This window comes from Pseudomonas sp. LARHCG127 (assembly GCF_052871455.1).
Genome location: NZ_JBIXJT010000007.1, coordinates 21,024 through 42,607 on the forward strand (window position 1 = coordinate 21,024; position 21,584 = coordinate 42,607).

At 61.3% G+C, this 21,584-nt stretch carries 15 protein-coding genes; 8 read left to right on the top strand and 7 right to left on the bottom strand.

From position 1 onward, the window contains the following. Positions 1-211: 211 nt before the first annotated feature. From ACIPQ1_RS13470 to ACIPQ1_RS13480, 3 genes are all read left to right on the top strand, one after another. Entirely contained in the window at positions 212-673 is a 462-nt protein-coding gene (locus ACIPQ1_RS13470) for an REP-associated tyrosine transposase (protein ID WP_250962453.1), read from the top strand. A 468-nt stretch (positions 674-1,141) separates the two neighbouring features. After that, positions 1,142-2,563, top strand: a complete 1,422-nt coding sequence (locus ACIPQ1_RS13475; RefSeq protein WP_446534281.1) for an amino acid permease — start codon at positions 1,142-1,144, stop codon at positions 2,561-2,563. A gap of 158 nt (positions 2,564-2,721) precedes the next feature. Next, entirely contained in the window at positions 2,722-4,257 is a 1,536-nt protein-coding gene (locus ACIPQ1_RS13480; RefSeq protein WP_446534282.1) for a glucosyltransferase domain-containing protein, read from the top strand. A gap of 60 nt (positions 4,258-4,317) precedes the next feature. Here the strand turns inward: ACIPQ1_RS13480 and ACIPQ1_RS13485 are convergent, their stop codons facing one another. From ACIPQ1_RS13485 to ACIPQ1_RS13510, 6 genes are all read right to left on the bottom strand, one after another. Continuing rightward, the gene (locus ACIPQ1_RS13485) at positions 4,318-5,937 is read right to left on the bottom strand and encodes an FMN-binding glutamate synthase family protein (RefSeq protein ID WP_446534283.1); all 1,620 of its coding nucleotides are present in this window, start codon (positions 5,935-5,937) and stop codon (positions 4,318-4,320) included. 325 nt (positions 5,938-6,262) lie between these two features. Then, positions 6,263-7,669 (bottom strand): ATP-binding protein, encoded by a 1,407-nt coding sequence (locus ACIPQ1_RS13490; RefSeq protein WP_446534284.1) that lies wholly within the window; start codon positions 7,667-7,669, stop codon positions 6,263-6,265. Further along, positions 7,666-9,468, bottom strand: a complete 1,803-nt coding sequence (locus tag ACIPQ1_RS13495) for a DAHL domain-containing protein (protein ID WP_446534285.1) — start codon at positions 9,466-9,468, stop codon at positions 7,666-7,668. Before ACIPQ1_RS13495 ends, ACIPQ1_RS13490 begins: the two co-directional genes overlap by 4 nt. After that, complete coding sequence (locus tag ACIPQ1_RS13500) at positions 9,465-10,424, bottom strand: cytochrome-c peroxidase (RefSeq protein ID WP_411385517.1); 960 nt, start codon at positions 10,422-10,424, stop codon at positions 9,465-9,467. The genes ACIPQ1_RS13495 and ACIPQ1_RS13500 overlap by 4 nt, the downstream gene beginning before the upstream one ends. Before the next feature lie 42 nt (positions 10,425-10,466). After that, on the bottom strand, positions 10,467-12,341 hold the full coding sequence (locus ACIPQ1_RS13505) for a putative bifunctional diguanylate cyclase/phosphodiesterase (RefSeq protein WP_207966756.1): 1,875 nt from the start codon (positions 12,339-12,341) through the stop codon (positions 10,467-10,469). After that, positions 12,338-14,629, bottom strand: coding sequence for a GGDEF/EAL domain-containing response regulator (locus ACIPQ1_RS13510; protein ID WP_446534286.1), 2,292 nt, complete (start codon positions 14,627-14,629; stop codon positions 12,338-12,340). The genes ACIPQ1_RS13505 and ACIPQ1_RS13510 overlap by 4 nt, the downstream gene beginning before the upstream one ends. 228 nt (positions 14,630-14,857) lie before the next feature. Here ACIPQ1_RS13510 and ACIPQ1_RS13515 point away from each other — a divergent pair, with 228 nt between their 5' ends. The 4 genes from ACIPQ1_RS13515 (at position 14,858) to ACIPQ1_RS13530 (ending at position 18,014) form a co-directional block, all read left to right on the top strand. Continuing rightward, a complete protein-coding gene (locus ACIPQ1_RS13515) occupies positions 14,858-16,225 on the top strand; it encodes an HD domain-containing phosphohydrolase (RefSeq protein ID WP_411385515.1) in 1,368 nt (455 codons plus the stop codon). 215 nt (positions 16,226-16,440) lie between these two features. Beyond that, positions 16,441-16,857 carry an NUDIX hydrolase gene (locus ACIPQ1_RS13520; protein WP_250962499.1) on the top strand — a complete coding sequence of 139 codons (417 nt, stop codon included), beginning with the start codon at positions 16,441-16,443 and terminating at the stop codon, positions 16,855-16,857. A gap of 24 nt (positions 16,858-16,881) precedes the next feature. Next, complete coding sequence (locus ACIPQ1_RS13525) at positions 16,882-17,520, top strand: LysE family translocator (RefSeq protein WP_411385514.1); 639 nt, start codon at positions 16,882-16,884, stop codon at positions 17,518-17,520. Continuing rightward, on the top strand, positions 17,517-18,014 hold the full coding sequence (locus ACIPQ1_RS13530) for a GNAT family N-acetyltransferase (protein ID WP_434703692.1): 498 nt from the start codon (positions 17,517-17,519) through the stop codon (positions 18,012-18,014). The genes ACIPQ1_RS13525 and ACIPQ1_RS13530 overlap by 4 nt, the downstream gene beginning before the upstream one ends. A 144-nt stretch (positions 18,015-18,158) precedes the next feature. Here the strand turns inward: ACIPQ1_RS13530 and metR are convergent, their stop codons facing one another. After that, a complete protein-coding gene (gene metR, locus ACIPQ1_RS13535; protein ID WP_053124730.1) occupies positions 18,159-19,076 on the bottom strand; it encodes a transcriptional regulator MetR in 918 nt (305 codons plus the stop codon). 109 nt (positions 19,077-19,185) lie between these two features. On the opposite strand from metR, the gene metE reads away from it, so the two are divergent. Continuing rightward, positions 19,186-21,498: a 5-methyltetrahydropteroyltriglutamate--homocysteine S-methyltransferase gene (gene metE / locus ACIPQ1_RS13540; protein ID WP_446534287.1), complete on the top strand. Its 2,313-nt coding sequence runs from the start codon at positions 19,186-19,188 to the stop codon at positions 21,496-21,498. Positions 21,499-21,584: the final 86 nt, after the last annotated feature.

Sequence of the window (21,584 nt, forward strand, 5' to 3'; positions counted from 1 at the left end):
GCTCCCGCTCGGCTGCGCAGCAGACGCGACGGTGGCATGGCTTAAGCGTTTTCGGAGTTGAAAAAGCGGGGCGGCTGCGCCACCCAGCGGGAGCAAGCTCCCTCGCCACAGGTACTACGCCGTCTTCGGAAAAGTCGCTCAACTATCATCGCGTCGGATCGTTGCGGGTGAGGCTACCGTAAGTAGACACCCAACCACAGGAAGCCAAGGAATGCATCCTCCACACCCAAACTCTCATCGCTTACGTCGCGGACGCTCTTCGGAACCGGGGCGAGGTTATCTCATCACTACGGTCGTTCACCGACGCATACCGATTTTCAAGGACTGGCGACTGGGCCGCTTATTGATTGCAGAAATGCGCCTGGCTCATGAGCGAGGTCAGATCAATTCGCTGGCATGGGTTGTGATGCCGGACCATCTGCATTGGCTGGTGCAGCTAGAGCAAGCTCAGCTCACCCAAGTGATGCAGACAGTTAAATCCCGCAGCACCCTAACAATCAATCGAGCAATGAACAGAAAGCGTGCCTTCTGGCAAAGCGGCTTCCATGACCGCGCGATCCGCGACAACGAGGACCTGCGACCTACCGCCCGCTACATCATTGCCAATCCGCTTCGTGCAGGGTTAGTAGATCGAGTCGGCGATTACCCACTGTGGGACACGGTGTGGCTTTAGTCGCTTTTTGTGGCGAGGGAGCTTGCTCCCGCTGGGGGGCGAAGCCGCCCTCACTTTGCGGCTTTTGAATGCAGGCGGCTGCTGCGCAGCCGAGCGGGAGCAAGCTCCCTCGCCACGGGGGCGGTGGTGTCCTGAAAACCTCGCGCTAGAGCCTTCGCCGCCTGCAAAGACATGACGTTGCACCCTCACTGTGCAATACTCGGCGCTGCTTCTAAAAGGCCATTAGCTCAGGCAATCCCTCTTCATAACGCCGTCCTCGGCTGGCGCATTCCCTGAATTAACCTGCTTTTATGGTGAAACTTTCTGTTCCCGGCTTTTTATACTGCACGGCCCGCTGATCTTGAGGAATTTTCCTACAGGACGGTCTGCCCACAAGGCAGGCCCGGTTTCGGCAATGCTCGCAGGCCCACCCGCCCGCAGCCTTGGACACTCGGTGGCTAATCCAATAACAAGACGAGGTTTATCCCTATGCCTGTCGGCAATCATCTGCCCCATGGCGAGACCGCCCAGGGTGGTCCGCTCAAACGTGAACTCGGTGAGCGGCATATCCGCCTGATGGCGCTCGGCGCCTGCATCGGTGTCGGGCTGTTCCTCGGTTCGGCCAAGGCCATCGAAATGGCCGGGCCGGCGATCATGCTGTCCTACATCATCGGTGGCCTGGCGATCCTGGTGATCATGCGCGCCCTCGGTGAAATGGCCGTGCACAACCCGGTGGCCGGTTCGTTCAGCCGCTATGCCCAGGACTACCTCGGCCCACTGGCAGGCTTCCTGACCGGTTGGAACTACTGGTTCCTGTGGCTGGTGACCTGCGTGGCGGAAATCACCGCCGTGGCGGTGTACATGGGCGTCTGGTTCCCCGACGTGCCCCGCTGGATCTGGGCCCTGGCCGCGCTGGTCAGCATGGGCTCGATCAACCTGATCGCGGTCAAGGCTTTCGGCGAGTTCGAGTTCTGGTTCGCCCTGATCAAGATCGTCACCATCATCGCCATGGTCATCGGCGGCGTCGGCATCATTGCCTTCGGCTTCGGCAACGACGGCGTGGCCTTGGGAATCTCCAACCTCTGGACCCACGGCGGATTCATGCCCAACGGTGTGTCGGGCGTGTTGATGTCCCTGCAAATGGTGATGTTCGCCTACCTGGGCGTGGAGATGATCGGCCTGACCGCCGGTGAGGCGAAGAACCCACAGAAAACCATCCCCAACGCCATCGGCTCGGTGTTCTGGCGGATCCTGCTGTTCTACGTCGGCGCGCTGTTCGTGATCCTGTCGATCTACCCCTGGAACGAAATCGGCACCCAGGGCAGCCCGTTCGTGATGACCTTCGAGCGCCTGGGCATCAAGACCGCCGCCGGCATCATCAACTTCGTGGTGATCACCGCCGCGCTGTCCTCCTGCAACGGCGGGATCTTCAGCACCGGACGGATGCTCTACAGCCTGGCGCAGAACGGCCAGGCCCCGGCTGGTTTCGCCAAGACCTCCAGCAATGGCGTACCACGCCGCGCACTGCTGCTGTCCATCGCCGCCTTGCTGCTGGGCGTGCTGCTCAACTACCTGGTGCCGGAGAAAGTCTTCGTCTGGGTGACGTCCATTGCCACCTTCGGCGCGATCTGGACTTGGGTGATGATCCTGCTGGCCCAGCTCAAGTTCCGCAAAGGCCTGAGCGCTTCCGAGCGTGCGGCGTTGAAGTACCGCATGTGGCTGTACCCGGTCAGCTCGTACCTGGCGCTGGCATTCCTGGTGTTGGTGGTGGGCTTGATGGCGTACTTCCCTGACACCCGCGTGGCGCTGTATATCGGCCCGGCGTTCCTGGTGTTGCTGACGTTGTTGTTCTACACCTTCAAGTTGCAACCGACCGGAGATGTAACGGGGTCGGTGCGTTCGGCTTCGTAGGTTCACTGCGATGTATGAGGAAGCCCTGGTCCGATGACTGGGGCTTTTTTGTAGGTGCGTTCTCAACTAATTAATGGTTGGGCTGGTCAATAAAATATTCATTGGCCGATCCCTGATTTTCTGTTGCCCCGGTTCGTAGTACTTCGAGGGCATTGCGTATGAGCGTTTCGCTGATTTCGTACCGCAAACTCAACCGGCGCCAGGTCGTGTCCTTTTTTCTGGTGGCGACCCTACTGTATGTTCTGCCGTTGATCCTGGCTGATTTTCGTTATATCGACGATAGCTGGCGGACACTGGAAGCCGGCAACGCCTGGGCCAGCCAAGGGCGCTGGTTTACCGACCTGTTGTACCAGGCGCTCTCTTTCACCGGCGCCGCGCCGGATATTTTCCCGCTGCCTTTGTTGCTGGCAGTATTGGCGATGTCCCTGGCCCTGACTCGTCTGACCTATCACTATTTCCCCACGCCGACGCTAGTCTGCTGTTTCGTGCCCTTGCCCCTCTGGTACAACCCCTTCCTATTGCAGAACCTGTCGTATCAATACGACGGGCCCGGTATGGCGCTGAGTCTGGTGGCGGTTATTTACGCAACGACTTTTCGCAGCGCCTCGCCCATGCGCCAGTGGTGGGTGCCGGTGGCCTTGTTGGTATTGGCGTTCGGGCTCTATCAGATCAGTTTCAACGTGTTCTTGGGATTGGTTTGCCTGGACCTGTTCAGGGCTGCATGCAAACCGCTGTCATGGCGACAGTGGTGGGCAATGTTGGGGGGCAGGCTCGCTCAGCTTGGCTTGGCCATCCTGATTTACTTCGTCATGACGTTCTCGTCCATAGAGACGACGCGGACTGCATTACTGAACTGGAAAACTGATCCACTCGGACAGATTGCTTTCAATATCGGCACGGTGCTGGAAAAAATTGCGTTGTTGTTCCACGGTGGATATGCCTGGGTATTTGCCATGCTGGCGTTGTGTCCCCTGATGGGTACCTTACGTCTGGGACGCCGGATAGGGGCCCGTGGAGAGCCGCGGTGGAAGACAATCGTCTTGAGTCTGATCTGTTTACTGGCACTTTGTTTGTTAGTTTTTCTGGTGCCTGGTATCACCGTGTTTTTCCGCGACTTCAATGAAGGCGCCCGCACCTTGATGGGTTTCGGGGTACTGTTGATGTTGCTGTTTTATCTTGCGTACCAAGCCCTTATTCCGATCCATCGCCAACTACCGGTGCTGCTAGTCATTCCGCTTTTGGCGACGCTTTCGTTGTCCTTTGCTTACGGCCGAGTCCTGACCTTGGAAAAAACCTTTGCCAATGGTGCGCTCTACAGTTTGAGCTACGACATTACTTCACGCCGGGAGTTGTACGAAGCGAAGCGGATCTATATGTCGCTTACCTACTCCTCCCACTGGCTGGTCAGTGCTTGCGGTTCGTTCGAACAGCTGCCGGTTCTGCATTATCTGCTTAATATCGACTACTTCATCCTTCCGGAAAGCCCGTTATTCATGGGTATCACCAATGTGGTGATCGAACGCGAGCGGCGCAACGCGACCCGTGTCGGTTACCAGGGATATACACCCCTCGTGGACAATCAATATTACCGGATCTATCTGCTCGGCGATTATGGCTTCATCGTCATGAAGGAACCGTCTAGATTTTCTGTTTTCACGGGTTGTGATATTCCGCAAGCATTGAACATGCAATGAGAGCCAGGGCTGCAATTGATAGATTGCACTTGCCTCAACCGAGGCAGGCAATCAAGCCCCTTACGCAGCCACCACCTCCCGCGGCTCAAAACTATCCGCCCGCGCCATCTGCCACATCCGCGAATAAAACGCCCCATTGACCTCGCCCGTGAGCAATTCCCCCGGCTTCAAAAACACATGCAACTGCGAGAACAACTTCACCTCGGTGGCCGACATGCGCCGCACCAAATGCTTGGGCTGCAATTGCGAAGGATGGTCAAGCCCGGCGGCGGCGAGCATTTCGGCCAGGGCCTTGAGGGTGTTGCGGTGGAAGTTGTAGACCCGCTGGGCCTTGTCCGGGACGACCAGGGCGCGTTGGCGCAGGGTGTCCTGGGTGGCGACGCCAGTGGGGCATTTGTTGGTGTGGCAGCTTTGCGACTGGATGCAGCCGATGGCGAACATGAAGCCGCGCGCGGCGTTGGCCCAGTCGGCGCCGATGGCCAGGACGCTGGCGATGTCGAAGGCGCTGACGATCTTGCCGCTGGCGCCGAGCTTGATCTTGTCCCGCAGGTTCAGGCCCACCAGGGTGTTGTGCACGAACAGCAGGCCTTCGCGCAGCGGCACGCCGATGTGGTCGGTGAATTCCACGGGCGCCGCGCCGGTGCCGCCTTCCTTGCCATCAACGACGATGAAGTCGGGCAGGATCCCGGTTTCCAGCATGGCCTTGGCGATGCCCATGAACTCCCACGGATGCCCCAGGCAGAACTTGAAACCCACCGGTTTGCCGCCGGACAGTTCACGCAGTTGCTGGACGAACTGCATCAGTTCGATCGGCGTGGAGAACGCGCTGTGGCATGATGGCGAAATACAATCCTCGCCCATGAGGATGCCACGGGTCTCGGCGATTTCCCGGGTGACCTTGTGCTTGGGCAGGATCCCGCCATGGCCGGGCTTTGCGCCCTGGCTCATCTTGATTTCGATCATCCGCACCTGCGGGTTCCGGGCCTGGGCGGCGAAACGCTCCGGGTCGAAGCGTCCGTCGCTGGTGCGACAGCCGAAATAGCCGCTGCCCAGTTCCCAGGTCAGGTCGCCACCGTGTTCGCGATGGTAGGGGCTGATGCTGCCTTCACCGGTGTCGTGGGCGAAGTTGCCGAGCTTGGCGCCTTGATTCAATGCCCGGATGGCGTTGGCGCTCAGGGAGCCGAAGCTCATGGCCGAGATGTTGAACACCGAGGCCGAGTAGGGCTGGGTGCATTGCGGGCCGCCGACCGTCACGCGAAAACCGCTGGGGTCGCTCAACGGCGCCGGGCGCATGGAGTGGCCGATGAATTCGAAACCGGTCTGGTAGACGTCGATCAAGGTGCCGAAGGGTTTGTCGGCGCTTTCGTTTTTGGCCCGGGAGTACACCAGCGAGCGCTGGGCGCGGGAGAAGGGCAGGGCATCGCTGTCGGATTCGAGCAGGTACTGGCGGATCTCTGGGCGGATGCCTTCGACCAGGTAGCGGATATTGCCCAGGATTGGATAGTTGCGCCGCACGGCGTGGCGGCTCTGCAGCAGATCGAACAACCCCAGCAGGCTCAACAGCCCGGTCACCAGCGCAATGGGCCAGAGCCAGTCGTGTTGCAGGAACGGCAGGCTGGCGAGGGTGAAGATCACGCAGCCAGCAAAGAAGGCGTAACGGCTCAGCAGCGACAGGCTCATGCGGATTCCTTGGGGCGCGCGATTGGCGAGACATTAGCTTGGAATGAAGTCCGTGGCGAGGGAGCTTGCTCCCGCTGGGCTGCGCAGCGGCCCCATGGGGTCATTGCGACCATTCAGACAGACCGCGTCAGCAGGTTTTACGACGGCTGCGCCGCCGAGCGGGAGCAAGCTCCCTCGCCACAGGTTGTGTGTGTTGGCTGGAATCGCCGATAAACCTGTGGGAGCGAGCTTGCTCGCGATAGCGGCCGCACATTCAACCCCTGCATTGACTGTCCCACCGCTATCGCGAGCAAGCTCGCCCCCACAATTTGAACTGCCGGGGGGCTCAGCCTGCCTGCTTCATCTGCCGCACCGGCAATTCCACGCGGAAGGTGGTGCCGACGCCGACTTCGCTGCGGACGGTGATCTCGCCGTGGTGTTTTTTCACGATGCCGTAGGACAACGACAGCCCCAGCCCGGTGCCTTGGCCGATGGGTTTGGTGGTGAAGAACGGGTCGAAGATTTTCTGCAGGGTCTCGGGGGGAATGCCCGAGCCGTTGTCCGCCACTTCGATCCACACGGTTTCGTCACCGACCCCGTTGCGCAGGGTGATGGTGCCGCGTTCGGGGCCGATGGCCTGGGCGGCATTGACGATCAGGTTCATGATCACCTGGTTGATCTGCGACGGCAGGCATTCCACCTCCGGCAACGGCGTGTACTCCTTGACCACGTCGGCCTTGTACTTGATCTCATTGGCGACGATGTTCAACGTCGAATCCATGCCTTGCTGCAAATTGGCCATCTGCCATTCCTGGCTGGAGTCGACGCGGGAGAAGTCCTTCAGGTCCTTGACGATCTGCCCGACCCGTCCGATGCCATCCTTGGATTCCTTGATCAGTAGGGGGATGTCCTCCACAAGGAAATCCAGCTCCACCTGTTCGCGCAGCTTCCTCAAGTTCACCACCAGCTCCGGCGAGGCGATGGCCTCCTCGGCGCTGCCGTAGGCGCTGAGCATTTCCTGGAGCTTGCCGAAGTAGCCGTCCAGCGCCCCCAGGTTCGAAGAAATGAAGCCGATCGGGTTGTTGATTTCGTGGGCCACGCCAGCTGCCAACTGCCCCAGCGAGGCGAGTTTTTCCGATTGCACCAACTGGGTTTCCAGCATCTTGCGTTCGTCGATCTCCATTTGCAGCAGCTCGCTGGCCTGTTTGAACGCCTGGGTACGTTGCTCCACCAGGTCTTCGAGCTTGTTCATTTTCAACTGCGCACGGGAGGTCATTTCCCATTTGGTGGTCAGGGTGTTGGCCATCTGCTGGACTTCGATGTTGTCGAACGGCTTCTTCAGGATCAACAAGCGGTCGTGGCCGTTCAGGCGATCGAGCAGTTCATCCCAGGAGTAATCCGAATAGGCGGTGCACACCACCACTTGCAGCTGCGGGTCGCGTTTCCAGAGTTCTTCGATGGTCTTGGCGCCATCCCAGCCTTCGGGCATGCGCATGTCGACAAAGGCCAGGGCATAGGGTCGTTCCTTGGCCGCTGCCGCCAGCAATTTGTTCAGGCCTTCCTGCCCGCCATAAGCCGAGTCGAGTTCGAACACGGTGGCGGCAGGTTTCGGCGCTTCGCCGAACAGGGCGCTTTCCATGTCCTGCAAGTCCGTGCTGCTGTCATCCTCGGGGGTGAGGATCTTGCGGAAATCTTCATGAATGGCGGGTGTGTCGTCGATCAACAAGATGCGGCGGTTACTCAGGCTGTTCATGGTTCACCTTCTGCAAGTTTCAGGGGCACCTGCAATTGGAACGTCGCCCCTTTGCCTGGCCCCTCACTGTGGGCGGTGAGGTGGCCGTTCATTTCAATGGCCGCCAATGCGCAGCTGTGCAGGCCGAAGCCGTGGCCTTCCTTACGCGTGGTAAAGCCGTGGGCGAAGATGCGCGTCATATTTTCCTCCGCAATGCCTTCGCCTTCGTCCTTGACGCTGATTTGCAGGGTCTCGCCATCGACGACGTCCGCCTTGAGCGTCATGTTCCGCGCATGGTTGGACACCCCGGCCATGGCGTATTTGGCGTTGCTGATCAGGTTGATCAGAATCAACAGTAGACGGTGCTTGTCGCCCATGATCCGCGGCACGTCGCCGTATTCCTTGATCACCGTAACATGGTGACGGGTCAGGGCGCCGGAGTTCATGCGCAGGGCGTCTTCGAGCAGCTCGCTGACCACCAGGGGTTCGAGCAGGCTGTTGGCCCCGGCATAGGATTGCTGTGTGGCGACGATGTCCTTGATGTGGTCCACGCTCTTGCTCAACTGGGCCAGCTCATCGGTCAGGCTCTGCTGCTCCGACGCGATGGCCTCCACCAGTTGGTTGAGGTAGCCGGGCAGCAGCTTGCCCTTGGCGTCTTCGGTGAGGAAGTGCCCGAGGTCGTCAGTGTGTTCGTTGATCAATTGCATCGCCTTGCCCAGCCCCAGCGCCTTGCTGCTGCGCAGTTTGCGGCTGACCAGGTCGGCAGAGATGTTCACGCTGTTGAGCACGTTGCCGACGTTGTGCAGCACGTTGGTGGCGATTTCCGCCATGCCGGCCTGGCGGGCGGTGTCCATCAGCTCGCTCTGGGTGTCCTTGAGTTGGCGGGTACGCTCTTCGACCCGTTGTTCCAGCTCGTCGTTGGCGGTTTGCAGGGCGTTGTTGACCCGCTTGATCTCGGCGAAGCTGCGGATCAGCCGGATCCCCAGCCAGATCAGGATCAACACCAGGAGCGTGGCGAACACCAGCAGGTAAACGTGGTTGCGCTCGTATTTGGCCGCGGCTTTTGCCTGGTCTTTCTCGAGTAGGTTGGTAATGGTGTCCAGGCGGCCGGCCAAGGGGACCATTTCGATGCCCATTAATAATTCATTGACCTTTGGCTGTTCCCGCAGGATCACCCCGATGTGTCTGCGCAGGACTTCGACGGAGTTGAGCAGTCCCTCAGGCAGGCGCTCCTTGTTGACCTCCAACTGGTTCAACCCCAGCAGGACCTCAGCCGCGATATCAGGGGAGCTGAGCTGGGCGAACTCCATGCTGCTGAGCAACAGGTCGTAGGTGTCGATGGCAACGTTCTGCAACTCCAGCCGATACGTGTCGGGCAGCCGGGCGAACTGGCCCTGGATATCGTCCTCGCCGGTGGGCAGGAAGGCCAGGGAGTTGCGCAACACCGCGTTATGGGATTTGAACTGCTCCACCAAGCGGGTCTTTTCCTTGACCAGCTTGAGGTATTCGTCGCGCTGGGCCTCCCAGAGTGACGGCCCATGCCGGCCCGGCTCCGCCTCGATGGCGTCCAGGCGCTGCCACAGGCGTGCCATCTCGTGCAACGGGGAGACCAGCGGGTCGTAGTTGTGGGTCAGGGCGATCCGCGACTTGAGGATTTCGTTGTCCCAGATGGCGTCCTGTTGCTTGAGCAGGCGAATCAGGTCCCGGGATTCAATGTACGAGGCGGCCTGTTGGGCGCCCGAGTTGACGTACATGAATAACAGGATGCCCGCCAGCAAGACGCCAATGAAGGCCAGGCCGAGGCGACGGAGGACTGTCATAGGGGCTTGCCCTCCCATTCACCGGTCAGGGTCTTGAGGAACTCGACGATCAACGTCGTATCGTTCTTGAGGGGCTCACGACCCAGTTGGTACTTGAACATGACCTCTACCGCGCGCTCCAGGGTTGGCGCCGACCCGTCATGGAAATAGGGCGCGGTAACGGCCACGTTGCGCAGGCTCGGTACTTTGAAAACCTGGTGATCATTTTCATCACCGGTGATGTTGAAGCGTCCTTCGTCGGCCCGGGTGGGGTTGCCGCGGTCAACGAAGTAGTCACCCATGATGCCGAATTTCTGGAACATGTTGCCCCCGATATTCACGCCCTGGTGACAAGCGATGCAGCCGTATTCCTTGAACCGCTGGTAACCGAATTTTTCCCGGGGCGTGAGGGCATCGGTATTGCCCAGTAGGTACTGGTCGAAGCGCGAATTGGGTGTCTGCAGGGTGCGTTCGTAATCGGCCAGGGCGCTTTGGATATTGGGCTTGGTCACGCCGTCGGGGTAGGCGTCCTTGAAGTCCTTGGCATAACCTGGGTCATCGGCGATGCGCTTGACCACGGTTTCCCAGGTGCTGCCCATTTCCGTGGGGCTGAGGACCACGATATGCACCTGTTCTTCCAGCGTATCGACGCGGCCATCCCAGAACTGGTGAAAGTTCAGGCCGGCGTTGAACACGGTCGGCGTATTGACCTCTACCGGCTTGCCGTCGAAGCCCAGGGAAAACGGTTTGTCGTCGGCACCGCCCTTTTCCAGGCGATGGCAACTGGCGCAGGACAGCGTGTTGTTGACCGACAGCCGCGGGTCATTGAACAGCCGCAGCCCCAGCTGGACGCGCTTGGGGTCCAGGGTCGGGATCGGTGGCAGGGGCTTGAGGGGTTCGTCCAGTGGGGCGGCGTGCGCGATCACGCTCATTCCCACGAGCAGGCCGAGCGCCAGAGTCAGTCCATGTAACGCCATGGGATGTTTTCCTTGAAACGTTGGTTGAGGACACTCCGGTGTTCACGAAAACGGGTTCTGGCGTTTTTCCCATTCGGTCATCCAGTCGGCAAAGGCCTGTGGTTCGACGGCCTTGCTGAAGTAATAACCTTGGACTTCCTCGCATTGGTGCTGCTTGAGAAATTCAAGCTGCTCAAGGGTTTCCACCCCTTCGGCGATGATGTGCAGATTCAGGCTCTTGCCCAGGCTGATGATGGTGCTCACCAGCTTGGCATCGTTGCTGTCGATGCTCAGGTCACCGACGAACGACTGGTCGATCTTCAGCACATCCACCGGAAATTTCTGCAAGTAGCTCAGGCTCGAATAGCCGGTGCCGAAGTCATCGATGGCCAGGCGTATCCCCAACTGCTTGATGGCCTTGAGGATGGCGACCGTGGTGTCGACGTTCTGCATCAGTACGCTTTCGGTGATCTCCAGTTCTAACTGTGTCGGTTCCAGGCCGGTTTCCTTGAGGGTGCGGGCGATGCCTTCGACGAAGCCGCGCTGGCGAAAGTCGATGGCCGAGACGTTCACCGACAGGTACAGCGGGCGCATGCCCTCGGCTTGCCAGCGACAGGCCTGCTGGCAGGCTTCCTGGAGCACCCATTGGCTCAGTGGGACGATCAGGCCGCTGTCCTCGGCCACCGGAATGAAATCCGACGGGTAGACCATGCCGTGCCCCGGCCTGTCCCAGCGCACCAGCGCCTCGACGCCGACCACCTTGCCGCTCTTGAGGTCGAGCTTGGGCTGGTAATGCAGCACGAATTCCTTGCGTTGCAGGCCCAGGCGCAGGCCCGATTCGATGGTCTGCTGCTGCCGTGCCCGGCGGTTCATATCCTCGGTGAAAAAACGGTAGTCGTTGGGGCCGGTCTCCTTGACGTTGCGCATCGCCGTCTCGGCTTTCTTGATCAGCGCCACGGCGTCGAAACCGTCGCTCGGGTAGACGCTGATGCCCAGGCTCGCGGTGACGCTCAGGTCATGGCCGTCGATCGGTTGCGGGGAACTGATGGCCGCCAGCAGTTTGTCGGCCACGCCTTTGATCTGCTGCGGATCGACAATGTCCCCCAGCACCACGACGAATTCATCGGAGCCGTAGCGAAACACCGAGTCGGACTCGCGCACCACGGTTGCCAACGTCCGCGCCACGCGCTTGAGCATCTCATCGCCCACCGGATGGCCCAGGGCATTGTTAATACGCTTGAAGCGGTCCAGGCCGAGGAACATCACCGCCAGTTGCCGGTCGTGCCGACGGCACTGGGCCATGGCCTGGGTCAGGCGATCGCCGAGCAACATGCTGTTGGGCAGTTCGGTGAGCACGTCGTATTGCAGCAGGTGGGAAACCTTGAGCAATTCCTGGACGCGCTCTTCGATCGTGCGTTCCAGGCTGCGCATTTTCCTCGCCGCATCCTGGGCCAGTTGCCATTTCCAGGTCATGGCGCTGGCCATCTGGCGGATTTCCAGGGTGTCGAAGGGCTTCTTGAGGATCAGCAACTGATCGTCGAACTCGATCCGTTCGGACATGGTTTCCCAGGAGTAATCCGAGAACGCCGTGCACAGGGCGATTTGCAGCCGTGGGTCGGCCTCCCACAGCCGCTCGATGGTTTGCAGGCCATCCCAGCCCGGCGGCATGCGCATGTCGGCGAACACCAACGCGTAGGGCTGGCCTTCGGCCTGGGCGCGCTTGACCAGTTCCAGCGCCTCCTCGCCCTGGTAGGCCGAGTCGATCTGGAATTGCAGCCGGCTGACCTGCGGGGTGCCGAACAGCAGGCTCTCGGTGTCGTCCAGCGAGTCATCGAGGCCGGCGCTGGGGCTGAGGATCTTGCGAAAGTCCTGGTGGATCGCCGGCGTATCGTCCACCACCAGGATTCGCCGGTTGGCAGGTACCGACATGGGGTTCATGGATTGCTCTCCGATAGCTGGCTCGCTGGTCGGGTCCAGTGGTCTGTCGCGGGAATGATGGTGCCGGCCTTGAGCAGTTCGGCGGCCTGGCCGCTGTCGACCACGGTGCTGAAGTAATGCCCCTGGGCCTGCATCGCCCCGCCGCTGGACATCAGCGTGGTGCGTTGCTCCTGGGTCTCGACGCCCTCGGCAATGATCCCGATGCCCACGTCCCGGGCAAAGTTGATGATCGCCCGCAAGGTCGTGGCGTTTTCGGGATTGTCACTGGCACTGTCCAGGAACCGCTGGGCGAGCTTGAGGTGATTGACCCGGTAGGTCTTGAGGTAGTCGAACGAGGAATATTCGGTGCCGAAGTCATCGATGGCGATCTGCACACCCAATTCGCAAAGGCGCGGCAGCACGTCGTTGTGGGTCCACTTGGTCTGGGCCAGGGTGGCTTCGGTGACGTCGAAGCGCAGGTCCCAGGGCGCCAGTTCCCAGCGCGCGGTGGTGCGCAGCACGTCGTAGATCAGTTCCGGGCCGGTCTTGAGCTGGGTCAGGGACAGGTCGATGGCGATCACCGGGGGCGCCATGCCCTGGTCGCGCCACTGGCGCATTTGCTGGCAGGCCTGGTCCAGCACCCAATGCCCCAGGCCAATGATGATCCCGGTCTTCTCGGCGGCGGGCATGAAGGCCGCCGGTTCCAGCCAGCCTCGTTCGGGGTGGTTCCAGCGCACCTGCACGCCCATGCCGAGGATCTTGCCGGTGCCGAGGTCGACTTCCGGCAGGTAGTGCAGGTGCAGCTCGTGGTTTTCGATGGCTTGGCGCAGGTCGTTGGCGAGGGCGACCCGGTCGGTGACTTCCTGGTTGATCTCCTCGTTGTGGAAGTGGTACTGGTTGCGGCCCTTTTCCTTGGAGCGGTACAGGGCCATGTCGGATTGCGCCATCAGGCTGTCGGCACTCAGGCTCTGCGGGGTGTACAGGGCGATGCCGATGCTCACCGAGATCCGCACGTCGTTGCCGTCCAGGGAGTACGGCGCCACGAGGGCGTCGCGGATCTTGCCCGCCAGCGCGGCGCAATGGGTCGCTTCATGCACGTCCAGTTGCAGCAGGGCGAACTCGTCGCCGCCCAGGCGCGCCACCACGTCGTTTTCCCGTGTACAGGCCTTGATGCGCGTGGCGACTTCCTGCAACAGCAGGTCGCCGATGGGATGGCCCAGGGTGTCGTTGATGCGTTTGAAGTGGTCCAGGTCCAGGTAGAACATGGCAAACGGCGCCGCCCCGCGACGCGCGGCGGCGAAGGCCTGGTGCAAGCGCTCGATCATGGTGGCGCGGTTGGCCAGCCCGGTCAGGCCGTCGGTGCGGGCGAGCAGGGCTATCTTTTCTTCGGCCAGCTTGCGTTCGGTGATGTCGAGGATGATGCCTTCCACTTCCAGCAACAGCCCCTGGTCGTTGCGCACCGGGATGTAGCGGTTCTCCACCCAGCGGAACGTGTCGTCGCCGGTGCGCATGCGAAACTCGATGGACGCCCCCACGGTGTCACGGTCGAGGACGCGCACCATGGCCTCCTGGACTTTGGCCTGGTCATCGGCATGGATCAGGGTTTCTGCCCAGTCCGGCGAGTTGATCAGTTGCGCCGCGGAATGACCGAACTTGGTGATGTTATGGGAGATGTACATCAACGCGAACGGCGGTTCGCCCCGCAGGCGATAGAGGATGGTCGGGCTGTTCTGCACGATGATATTGGCGTCGGCCAACTCACGGGTGCGTTCCTCGACCGCTCGTTCGAGCATGTCCATTTTCAGCGCCGCGTCTTCGGTCATCTGCCATTTGACGGTCAAGGCGCTGGCCATCTGGCGGATCTCGATGGCGTCGAAAGGTTTTTTCAGGATAAGCAGGCGGTCGCCCAGTTCGAGGCGCTCGGAAATATCTTCCCAGGAATAATCCGAGTATGCGGTGCACAACGCCACCTGCAGCTTGGGGTCGGCGCGCCATAGCCGTTCGATGGTTTCCAGGCCGTCCCAGCCCGGTGGCATGCGCATGTCGATGAACGCCATGGCGTAGGGTTGCCCTTGGGCCAGCGCCGCTTCGACCTTGTTCAAGGCCTCCATGCCCTGGAACGCCGAGTCGAGCACGAAACTCGTGCCGGCGACCGCCACCGGCGCGCCGAACAGGGCCTCTTCGGCGCTGCTCAGGTTGTCTTCGGCGCTCATCTGCGGGCTGAGGATCTTGCGGAAATCCTCATGGATGGTCGGGGTGTCGTCGACGATCAGGATCCGCCGATTGGTTTTATCCAAAGGCAGGCTCATGGCCGTGCACCGTTTTGATGCGGACTATAGAACCTTGGGAACATCTGCTATCCCTTTCGCTGGCATGAGTATTCGGCCTATACATGGCCCTTCATGGGGTACAGCATAGTCGTCTGATCGGGATGCGCTCGGCCACCGAGGGCAAATGTGTCTAAATCTTCGCAATCTACTAGCCTGTTTTTTGGGGCTAAGGTAGAACGGTTGTCGTGAATCAGGAGGGGGTTGCAAATGGAAGGTCAATCGCCGGATGTTCCGGTAAAGAAGCCGACGGTGCTGCTGGTCGATGACGAAGAGTCGATCCTCAACAGCTTGCGTCGGCTATTGCGCAGCCAGCCGTACGAGATCCTGCTGGCAGACAGTGGCGCCAAGGCGCTGGAAATTCTCAAAGAGCGCCCGGTCGACCTGGTAATGACTGACGCGCGCATGCCGAACATGGATGGCGCCACGCTGCTGGCCGAAATCCGCAAGTTGTATCCATCGACCTTGCGCATCCTGCTCACCGGTTATGCCGATGTGGACATGATGACCAAGGCCATCAACGAGGGGCAGCTTTATCGCTACCTCAGCAAGCCGTGGAACGATGAGGAGTTGGTGCAGGCCTTGCGCCAGGCCCTGGCCCACCAGCATTCCGAAAGCGAGCGCCAGCGCCTCGAAGCGCTGAACCGCGAGCAGAACCAGCAACTCAAGACCCTGAACGCCACCCTGGAAAAACGCGTGGCGTCGCGCACCTCCGAGCTGCAGCAGACCGCCGACATGCTTGACTTGGCTTATGACGAGCTCAAGCGCAGCTATGTGACCAGCACCGAGGTGTTTTCGCTGATCGCCAACCTGCGCCTGCCCAAGGCCAAGCAGACCAACCGGCAGATCATCGAGTTGATCCGGGTCTATAGCCGGCTCAATTTTCTCGATGAGTCCACCGACCGCGACCTGACCATGGCGGCGGCGCTCTACAACATCGGCAAGCTGAGCTGGACCGACAACATGATGGTCACGCCCGCCGACATGCTGCATCACACCGAACTGGAGCTGTACCGCGCCTATCCGAAGCAGAGCGAATCGCTGCTGATGACCCTGGACCCGATGAAGGACGCGGCGCGGATCATCCGCCATCACCAGGAGCGTTGGGACGGCAGCGGTTTCCCCGAGCATCTGAAAGGCGAAGCGATTCCGTTCGGTTCGCGGCTGTTGAAGCTGGCGGTGGATTTCATCGAGCTGCAGCGTGGGTTGATCCTGGAACGGCAGATGAACAGCGACGAAGCGCTGGTCTACATCCGCAAATACGCCGGCAAGCTGTACGACCCGGACATGATCGAGGATTTCATCAAGGCCTGTGCCGAATACCTGGAAGACGTGACCTTGTCGGATCCGACGGTGCAAGTCTCCACCACTCGCGAGTTGACTCCGGGGATGATCCTGGCGCGCAACCTCAATGCCGACAACGGCATGTTGCTGCTCAACGCCGGCAAGGTCCTGAGCGGCCCGTTGATCGAAAAACTCATTGCCTTCGAAGCGATGGAAGGCGCGCGGTACAGCGTATTCGTCAAGATTCCCGAAGAGGCGGCCGACCCTTCGGCGCCGAAGCCGATTTTGGGGTGAAGAAAACCTGACAGGCGACTGGGGTCCCCTGTGGGAGCGAGCTTGCTCGCGATAACGGAATAACAGTCAGATATTTTTCGACTGACACACCGCTATCGCGAGCAAGCTCGCTCCCACAGGAGATTGTGTTGGTTTAGAGGTTGGGCCAGGCTTTGCTCCCGCCGCTGCGGTCTGTAATCTCCCTGGCATTTTCTCGACCAAGGCTTTGACTCCTCATGACCACCCCCCTCATCCGCATCGCCGCCGCCCTGCTGCTCGGGCCGGACGGGCGAACCCTGCTGGTGCGCAAGCGCGGCACCCAAGCCTTCATGCAGCCGGGCGGCAAGATCGAAGCCCATGAACAACCGGTGCAAGCGCTGGCCCGTGAGCTGGAAGAAGAACTTGGCCTGCGGATCGACCCGGCCCAGGCCCGCCACCTGGGCGTGTTCAGCGCGCCGGCGGCCAACGAGCCGGGGTTTACCGTGCAGGCCGAGGTGTTTCTGCTGAGCATCGACGCTGCGGTTTCGCCAGCGGCCGAAATCGAAGAGGTGTGCTGGATCGATCCGGCCGGCGACAGCGATCTGGTGCTGGCACCGTTGACAGGCGAGGTGATCCTGCCGTTTTATCGAGCGACACTGCTCGCCACCTGCTGATTCACATTTCAAGGACGGATGCCCATGATTCCATTGCCGGATCTGCTTATTTTCGCCGCCGCCGCGTTGCTGATGGTGCTGACGCCCGGTCCGAACATGATCTACCTGATCTCCCGTTCGATCTGCCAGGGTCGCAAGGCCGGCGTCACGTCCTTGTTGGGCGTGGTGGCGGGTTTCTTCGTGCACATGTTCGCTGCCGCGGCGGGGCTGACGGCGGTGTTCCTGGCGGTGCCCATGGCCTACGAAGTATTGAAATGGGCCGGTGCGCTGTACCTGTTGTGGCTGGCCTGGCAGGCCGTGAAACCGGGGGCGCGTTCGCCTTTCGAGGCCCAGCAACTGCCGGCGGACTCGACGCGCAAGCTGATCACCATGGGCTTTCTCACCAGCGCGCTGAATCCCAAGATCGCGGTGTTCTATCTGTCGGTGTTCCCGCAGTTCATCAGCCCGGAACACGGTTCGCTGTTCACCCAGAGCCTCATCCTCGGGCTGACCCAGATCAGCGTCAGTTTCAGCGTCAACCTGCTGATCGCCCTGTTCGCCGCCGGCATCGCCTCGTGGTTCGTCCATAACCCGAGCTGGCTGGCGGTGCAGCGCTATTTCATGGGGTTTGTCCTCGGTGCCCTGGCCCTGCGCCTGATGCTTGAGCAGCGGCGTTCGGCGTGAGCATTCGACGCCTGCGGGCTGGCGATGCCGAGGCCTATCGCGAGCTGATGCTCCAGGCGTATGCCTTGCACCCCCAGGCCTTCACCTCCAGCGTCAGCGAGCGGGCGAAGTTGCCCATCAACTGGTGGGAGTCACGCCTGGGCAGTCGGCTCGATGTACTGTTGGGGGCGTTTGTCGAACAAGAACTGGTCGGCATCGTTGGCCTGGCCCTGGAGCCCCGGGAAAAAGCCCGACACAAGGCGCTGCTGTTCGGCATGTACGTCGCCGACGAACATCGCCATCGCGGGCTCGGCCACCAACTGGTGCAGGCCGCCCTCGACGAAGCCCGGCGCCACACCTTCCTGCGCCTGGTGCAACTGACCGTCACCGCCGGCAACGACCCGGCGCTCAAGCTCTACCAACGCTGCGGTTTCGTCCTCTACGGCCTCGAACCGATGGCGATCCGGGTGGACGATGAGTACCTCGACAAAATCCATATGTGGCTAGAACTTTGAGCGAACCACTGATTTGAGTGATGGAGCTTTTGTGGCGAGGGAGCTTGCTCCCGCTTGGGCGCGAAGCGGCCATAAAACGGGTCTGCTGCGCCCGAAGCGTCGGACCGGCCCAGCGGGAGCAAGCTCCCTCGCCACAAAAAGCTGTCAGCGCACGGCACTGACCCCATCCAATGTCGAAAACGACGTGTCCTTGGCCGTCAGCAAAAAATCGCGCATGTACGGCGCGTCGAGCATGTCGGTGCGCACCGCCGCGTACAGCGTGGCGAACAAGCCTTTCTCCCCCAGCCGCTTGGCTTTCACATAGCCCCGTGAGCTGTATTCATGCAGCGCCCAGTGCGGCATGCCACAGACGCCACGGCCGCTGGCCACCAGTTGCATCATCATCACCGTCAGCTCGGACGTGCGCACCTGAGCCGGTTCGATGTCGGCCGGTTCCAGGAAGCGGGTGAAGATGTCCAACCGGTCTCGCTCCACGGGATAAGTGATCAGGGTCTCGCTGACCAAGTCCTCAGGCACGATGTAGGGCTTGCCCGCCAACCGATGCTGGTTGGCGACGGCGAGCATCGCTTCGTAGGTGAACAGCGGCACGTACGTGATCCCGGCCAGTTCCAGCGGGTCGGAGGTCACCACCAGGTCAAGGTCGCCCCGGGCCAGGGCCGGCAACGGCGCGAAAGCGAAGCCCGAGGCCAGGTCCAACTCGACTTCCGGCCAGGCATCGCGGAACTGGTCGATGGTCGGCATCAGCCACTGGAAGCAGCTGTGGCACTCGATAGCCATGTGCAGGCGCCCGGCGGTGCCGCCCGCCAGCCGCGCGATGTCCCGTTCAGCACTGCGCAGTAACGGCAGGGCGGCATCGGCCAGTTGCAACAGGCGCAGGCCAGCGCTGGTGAAGCGTACTGGCTTGGTCTTGCGCACGAACAATTGCATGCCCAGGCGCTCTTCCAATTCCTTGAACTGATGGGAGAGGGCGGATTGGGTCAGGTGCAGGCGTTCGGCGGCTTCGACCAGGCTGTCGGCTTCGCGCAGGGCGTGCAGGGTCTTGAGGTGACGGAGTTCAAGCACCGGAGTAGCTCCATGAGTAAAACTTGTGATCAACACGAAAAGGTTGAGTTTGTCTCATGCAGGTCGGGTTGTCGACAATGGCGCCATCTTTTACAGGAGGACGCACATCATGGCCCTGGCCCACACCCTCGGTTTCCCCCGCATCGGCGCCGACCGCGAATTGAAAAAAGCCCTTGAAGCCTACTGGAAGGGCGACCTGGCCCCGGTAGCGTTGCAGGCCGTAGGCCGTGAACTGCGGGCCCGGCACTGGCAACTGCAAAAAGACGCCGGCATCGACCTGCTGCCCGTCGGCGACTTCGCCTGGTACGACCAAGTGCTCAGCCACACGTTGACCCTGGGCGCCGTCCCGCAGCGTTTCCACAGCACCTTGAATGCCCAGGGCCGACCGACCCTCGATACCTTGTTCGCCATGGCCCGTGGCGCCACGGCCAGTTGCTGCGGTGCTGACCACGGCCAGGCGCAATACGCCCAGGAGCTGACCAAGTGGTTCGACACCAACTACCACTACCTGGTCCCGGAGTTTTCCGCCGACCAGACCTTCGCCCTCAGCTGGGAACAGCTGTTTGACGAAGTGGACGAGGCCCATGCCTTGGGTCACCGGGTCAAGCCGGTGCTTATCGGCCCGTTGACCTACTTGTGGCTGGGCAAGGCCAAGGGCGAGGCGTTCGACAAACTCGACCTGCTGGAGCGCCTGCTGCCGGTCTATGGTGAAATCCTCAACCGCCTCAAGGCCCAGGGCGTGGAATGGGTGCAGATCGACGAACCGATCCTCACCCTCGACCTGCCCCAGGCCTGGAAGAGCGCCTTCGAGCGCGCTTACCACATCCTCCAGTACTCGCCGTTGAAAAAACTCGTGGCCACCTATTTCAGTGGCCTGCAAGACAACCTCGGCCTGGCGGTGAGCCTGCCGGTGGACGGCTTGCACATCGACGCGGTACGTGACCCGGAACAACTGGGCCAGGTGCTGGACCGCCTGCCCACGTACAAGATTCTCTCGGTGGGCCTGGTCAACGGTCGCAACGTCTGGCGCTGCGAACTGGAACAGGCGCTGGCGCACTTGCAACCGGCCCAGGAACGCTTTGGCGACAACCTCTGGGTCAGCACCTCGTGCTCGCTGCTGCACAGCCCGGTGGACCTGGAACGTGAAGACCGGCTCGATCCGGAACTCAAAAGCTGGCTCGCCTTTGCCGTGCAGAAGTGCGGTGAAGTCGCGGTGCTGCGCGATGCGCTGAACGATCCTCAGGCCCCCGCCGTGCGACAGGCCTTGAGCGACAGCCGCGCGGTGCAGGCCCGTCGCGCGGGCTCGGCGCGTATTCACAAAGCCGAGGTCCAGGCGCGCCTGGCGGCGGTCGGGCCACAGGACAGCCAGCGGCGTTCGCCGTTTGCCCAGCGCATCGAACGCCAGCGCGCACGCCTGGCGCTGCCGACCTTTCCTACCACCACCATCGGCTCCTTCCCGCAGACCCCGGCCATCCGCCTGGCGCGCCAGGCCTACAAACAAGGCAAATTGTCGGCCAACGACTATCAGGACGCCATGCACACCGAGATCCGTCATGCCGTGCAGATCCAGGAGCGCCTGGGCCTGGACGTGCTGGTGCACGGTGAAGCCGAACGCAACGACATGGTGGAATACTTCGCCGAGCAACTGGATGGCTATGCCTTCACCCGTTTCGGCTGGGTGCAGAGTTATGGCTCGCGGTGTGTGAAGCCGGCGATCATCTACGGCGATATCAGCCGCCCGAAAGCCATGACCGTCGACTGGATCCGTTACGCGCAAAGCCTGACCGACAAAGTCATGAAAGGCATGCTCACCGGTCCCGTGACCATGCTGATGTGGTCGTTCCCCCGCGAAGACGTGTCGCGCCAGGTCCAGGCCCGGCAACTGGCCCTGGTCCTGCGGGACGAAGTGCTGGACCTGGAAAAAGCCGGGATCAAGATCGTGCAGATCGACGAAGCGGCGTTCCGCGAGGGATTGCCGTTGCGTCGCGGGGAATGGCAGGCCTACCTGGACTGGGCCGTGGAGGCGTTCCGCTTGTGCGCCTCGGGCGTGGCGGATGACACCCAGATCCATACCCACATGTGCTACAGCGAGTTCAATGATGTGATCAAGGCCATCGCCGACATGGACGCCGATGTGATCACCATCGAGACCTCGCGCTCGGACATGGAGTTGCTGGATGCGTTCGAGGCGTTCGACTACCCGAACGACATCGGCCCGGGGGTCTACGACATCCACTCGCCACGGGTGCCGGACACCGCCGAGATGGTTGCGCTGATGAGCAAGGCAGTGAAACGAATCGCCGCCGAGCGGCTGTGGATCAACCCCGATTGCGGGCTGAAGACCCGGGGCTGGCCAGAAACGGAAGCGGCGCTGGTGAACATGGTGGCGGCGGCGCGGCAGTTGCGTGGCCAACTGGCCTGAAGCCTGGATGTTGTGGCGAGCACGGTGTTTGGCAAGAAGCGTTTTTGTGGCGAGGGAGCTTGCTCCCGCTGGACCGCGAAGCGGTC

Bases quoted from the DNA above. Each gene is read 5' to 3' on its own strand.
- ACIPQ1_RS13470 (WP_250962453.1), top strand. From the start codon at position 212: ATGCATCCTCCACACCCAAACTCTCATCGCTTACGTCGCGGACGCTCT.
- ACIPQ1_RS13475 (WP_446534281.1), top strand. From the start codon at position 1,142: ATGCCTGTCGGCAATCATCTGCCCCATGGCGAGACCGCCCAGGGTGGT.
- ACIPQ1_RS13480 (WP_446534282.1), top strand. From the start codon at position 2,722: ATGAGCGTTTCGCTGATTTCGTACCGCAAACTCAACCGGCGCCAGGTC.
- ACIPQ1_RS13485 (WP_446534283.1), bottom strand. From the start codon at position 5,937: ATGAGCCTGTCGCTGCTGAGCCGTTACGCCTTCTTTGCTGGCTGCGTG.
- ACIPQ1_RS13490 (WP_446534284.1), bottom strand. From the start codon at position 7,669: ATGAACAGCCTGAGTAACCGCCGCATCTTGTTGATCGACGACACACCC.
- ACIPQ1_RS13495 (WP_446534285.1), bottom strand. From the start codon at position 9,468: ATGACAGTCCTCCGTCGCCTCGGCCTGGCCTTCATTGGCGTCTTGCTG.
- ACIPQ1_RS13500 (WP_411385517.1), bottom strand. From the start codon at position 10,424: ATGGCGTTACATGGACTGACTCTGGCGCTCGGCCTGCTCGTGGGAATG.
- ACIPQ1_RS13505 (WP_207966756.1), bottom strand. From the start codon at position 12,341: ATGAACCCCATGTCGGTACCTGCCAACCGGCGAATCCTGGTGGTGGAC.
- ACIPQ1_RS13510 (WP_446534286.1), bottom strand. From the start codon at position 14,629: ATGAGCCTGCCTTTGGATAAAACCAATCGGCGGATCCTGATCGTCGAC.
- ACIPQ1_RS13515 (WP_411385515.1), top strand. From the start codon at position 14,858: ATGGAAGGTCAATCGCCGGATGTTCCGGTAAAGAAGCCGACGGTGCTG.
- ACIPQ1_RS13520 (WP_250962499.1), top strand. From the start codon at position 16,441: ATGACCACCCCCCTCATCCGCATCGCCGCCGCCCTGCTGCTCGGGCCG.
- ACIPQ1_RS13525 (WP_411385514.1), top strand. From the start codon at position 16,882: ATGATTCCATTGCCGGATCTGCTTATTTTCGCCGCCGCCGCGTTGCTG.
- metE (WP_446534287.1), top strand. From the start codon at position 19,186: ATGGCCCTGGCCCACACCCTCGGTTTCCCCCGCATCGGCGCCGACCGC.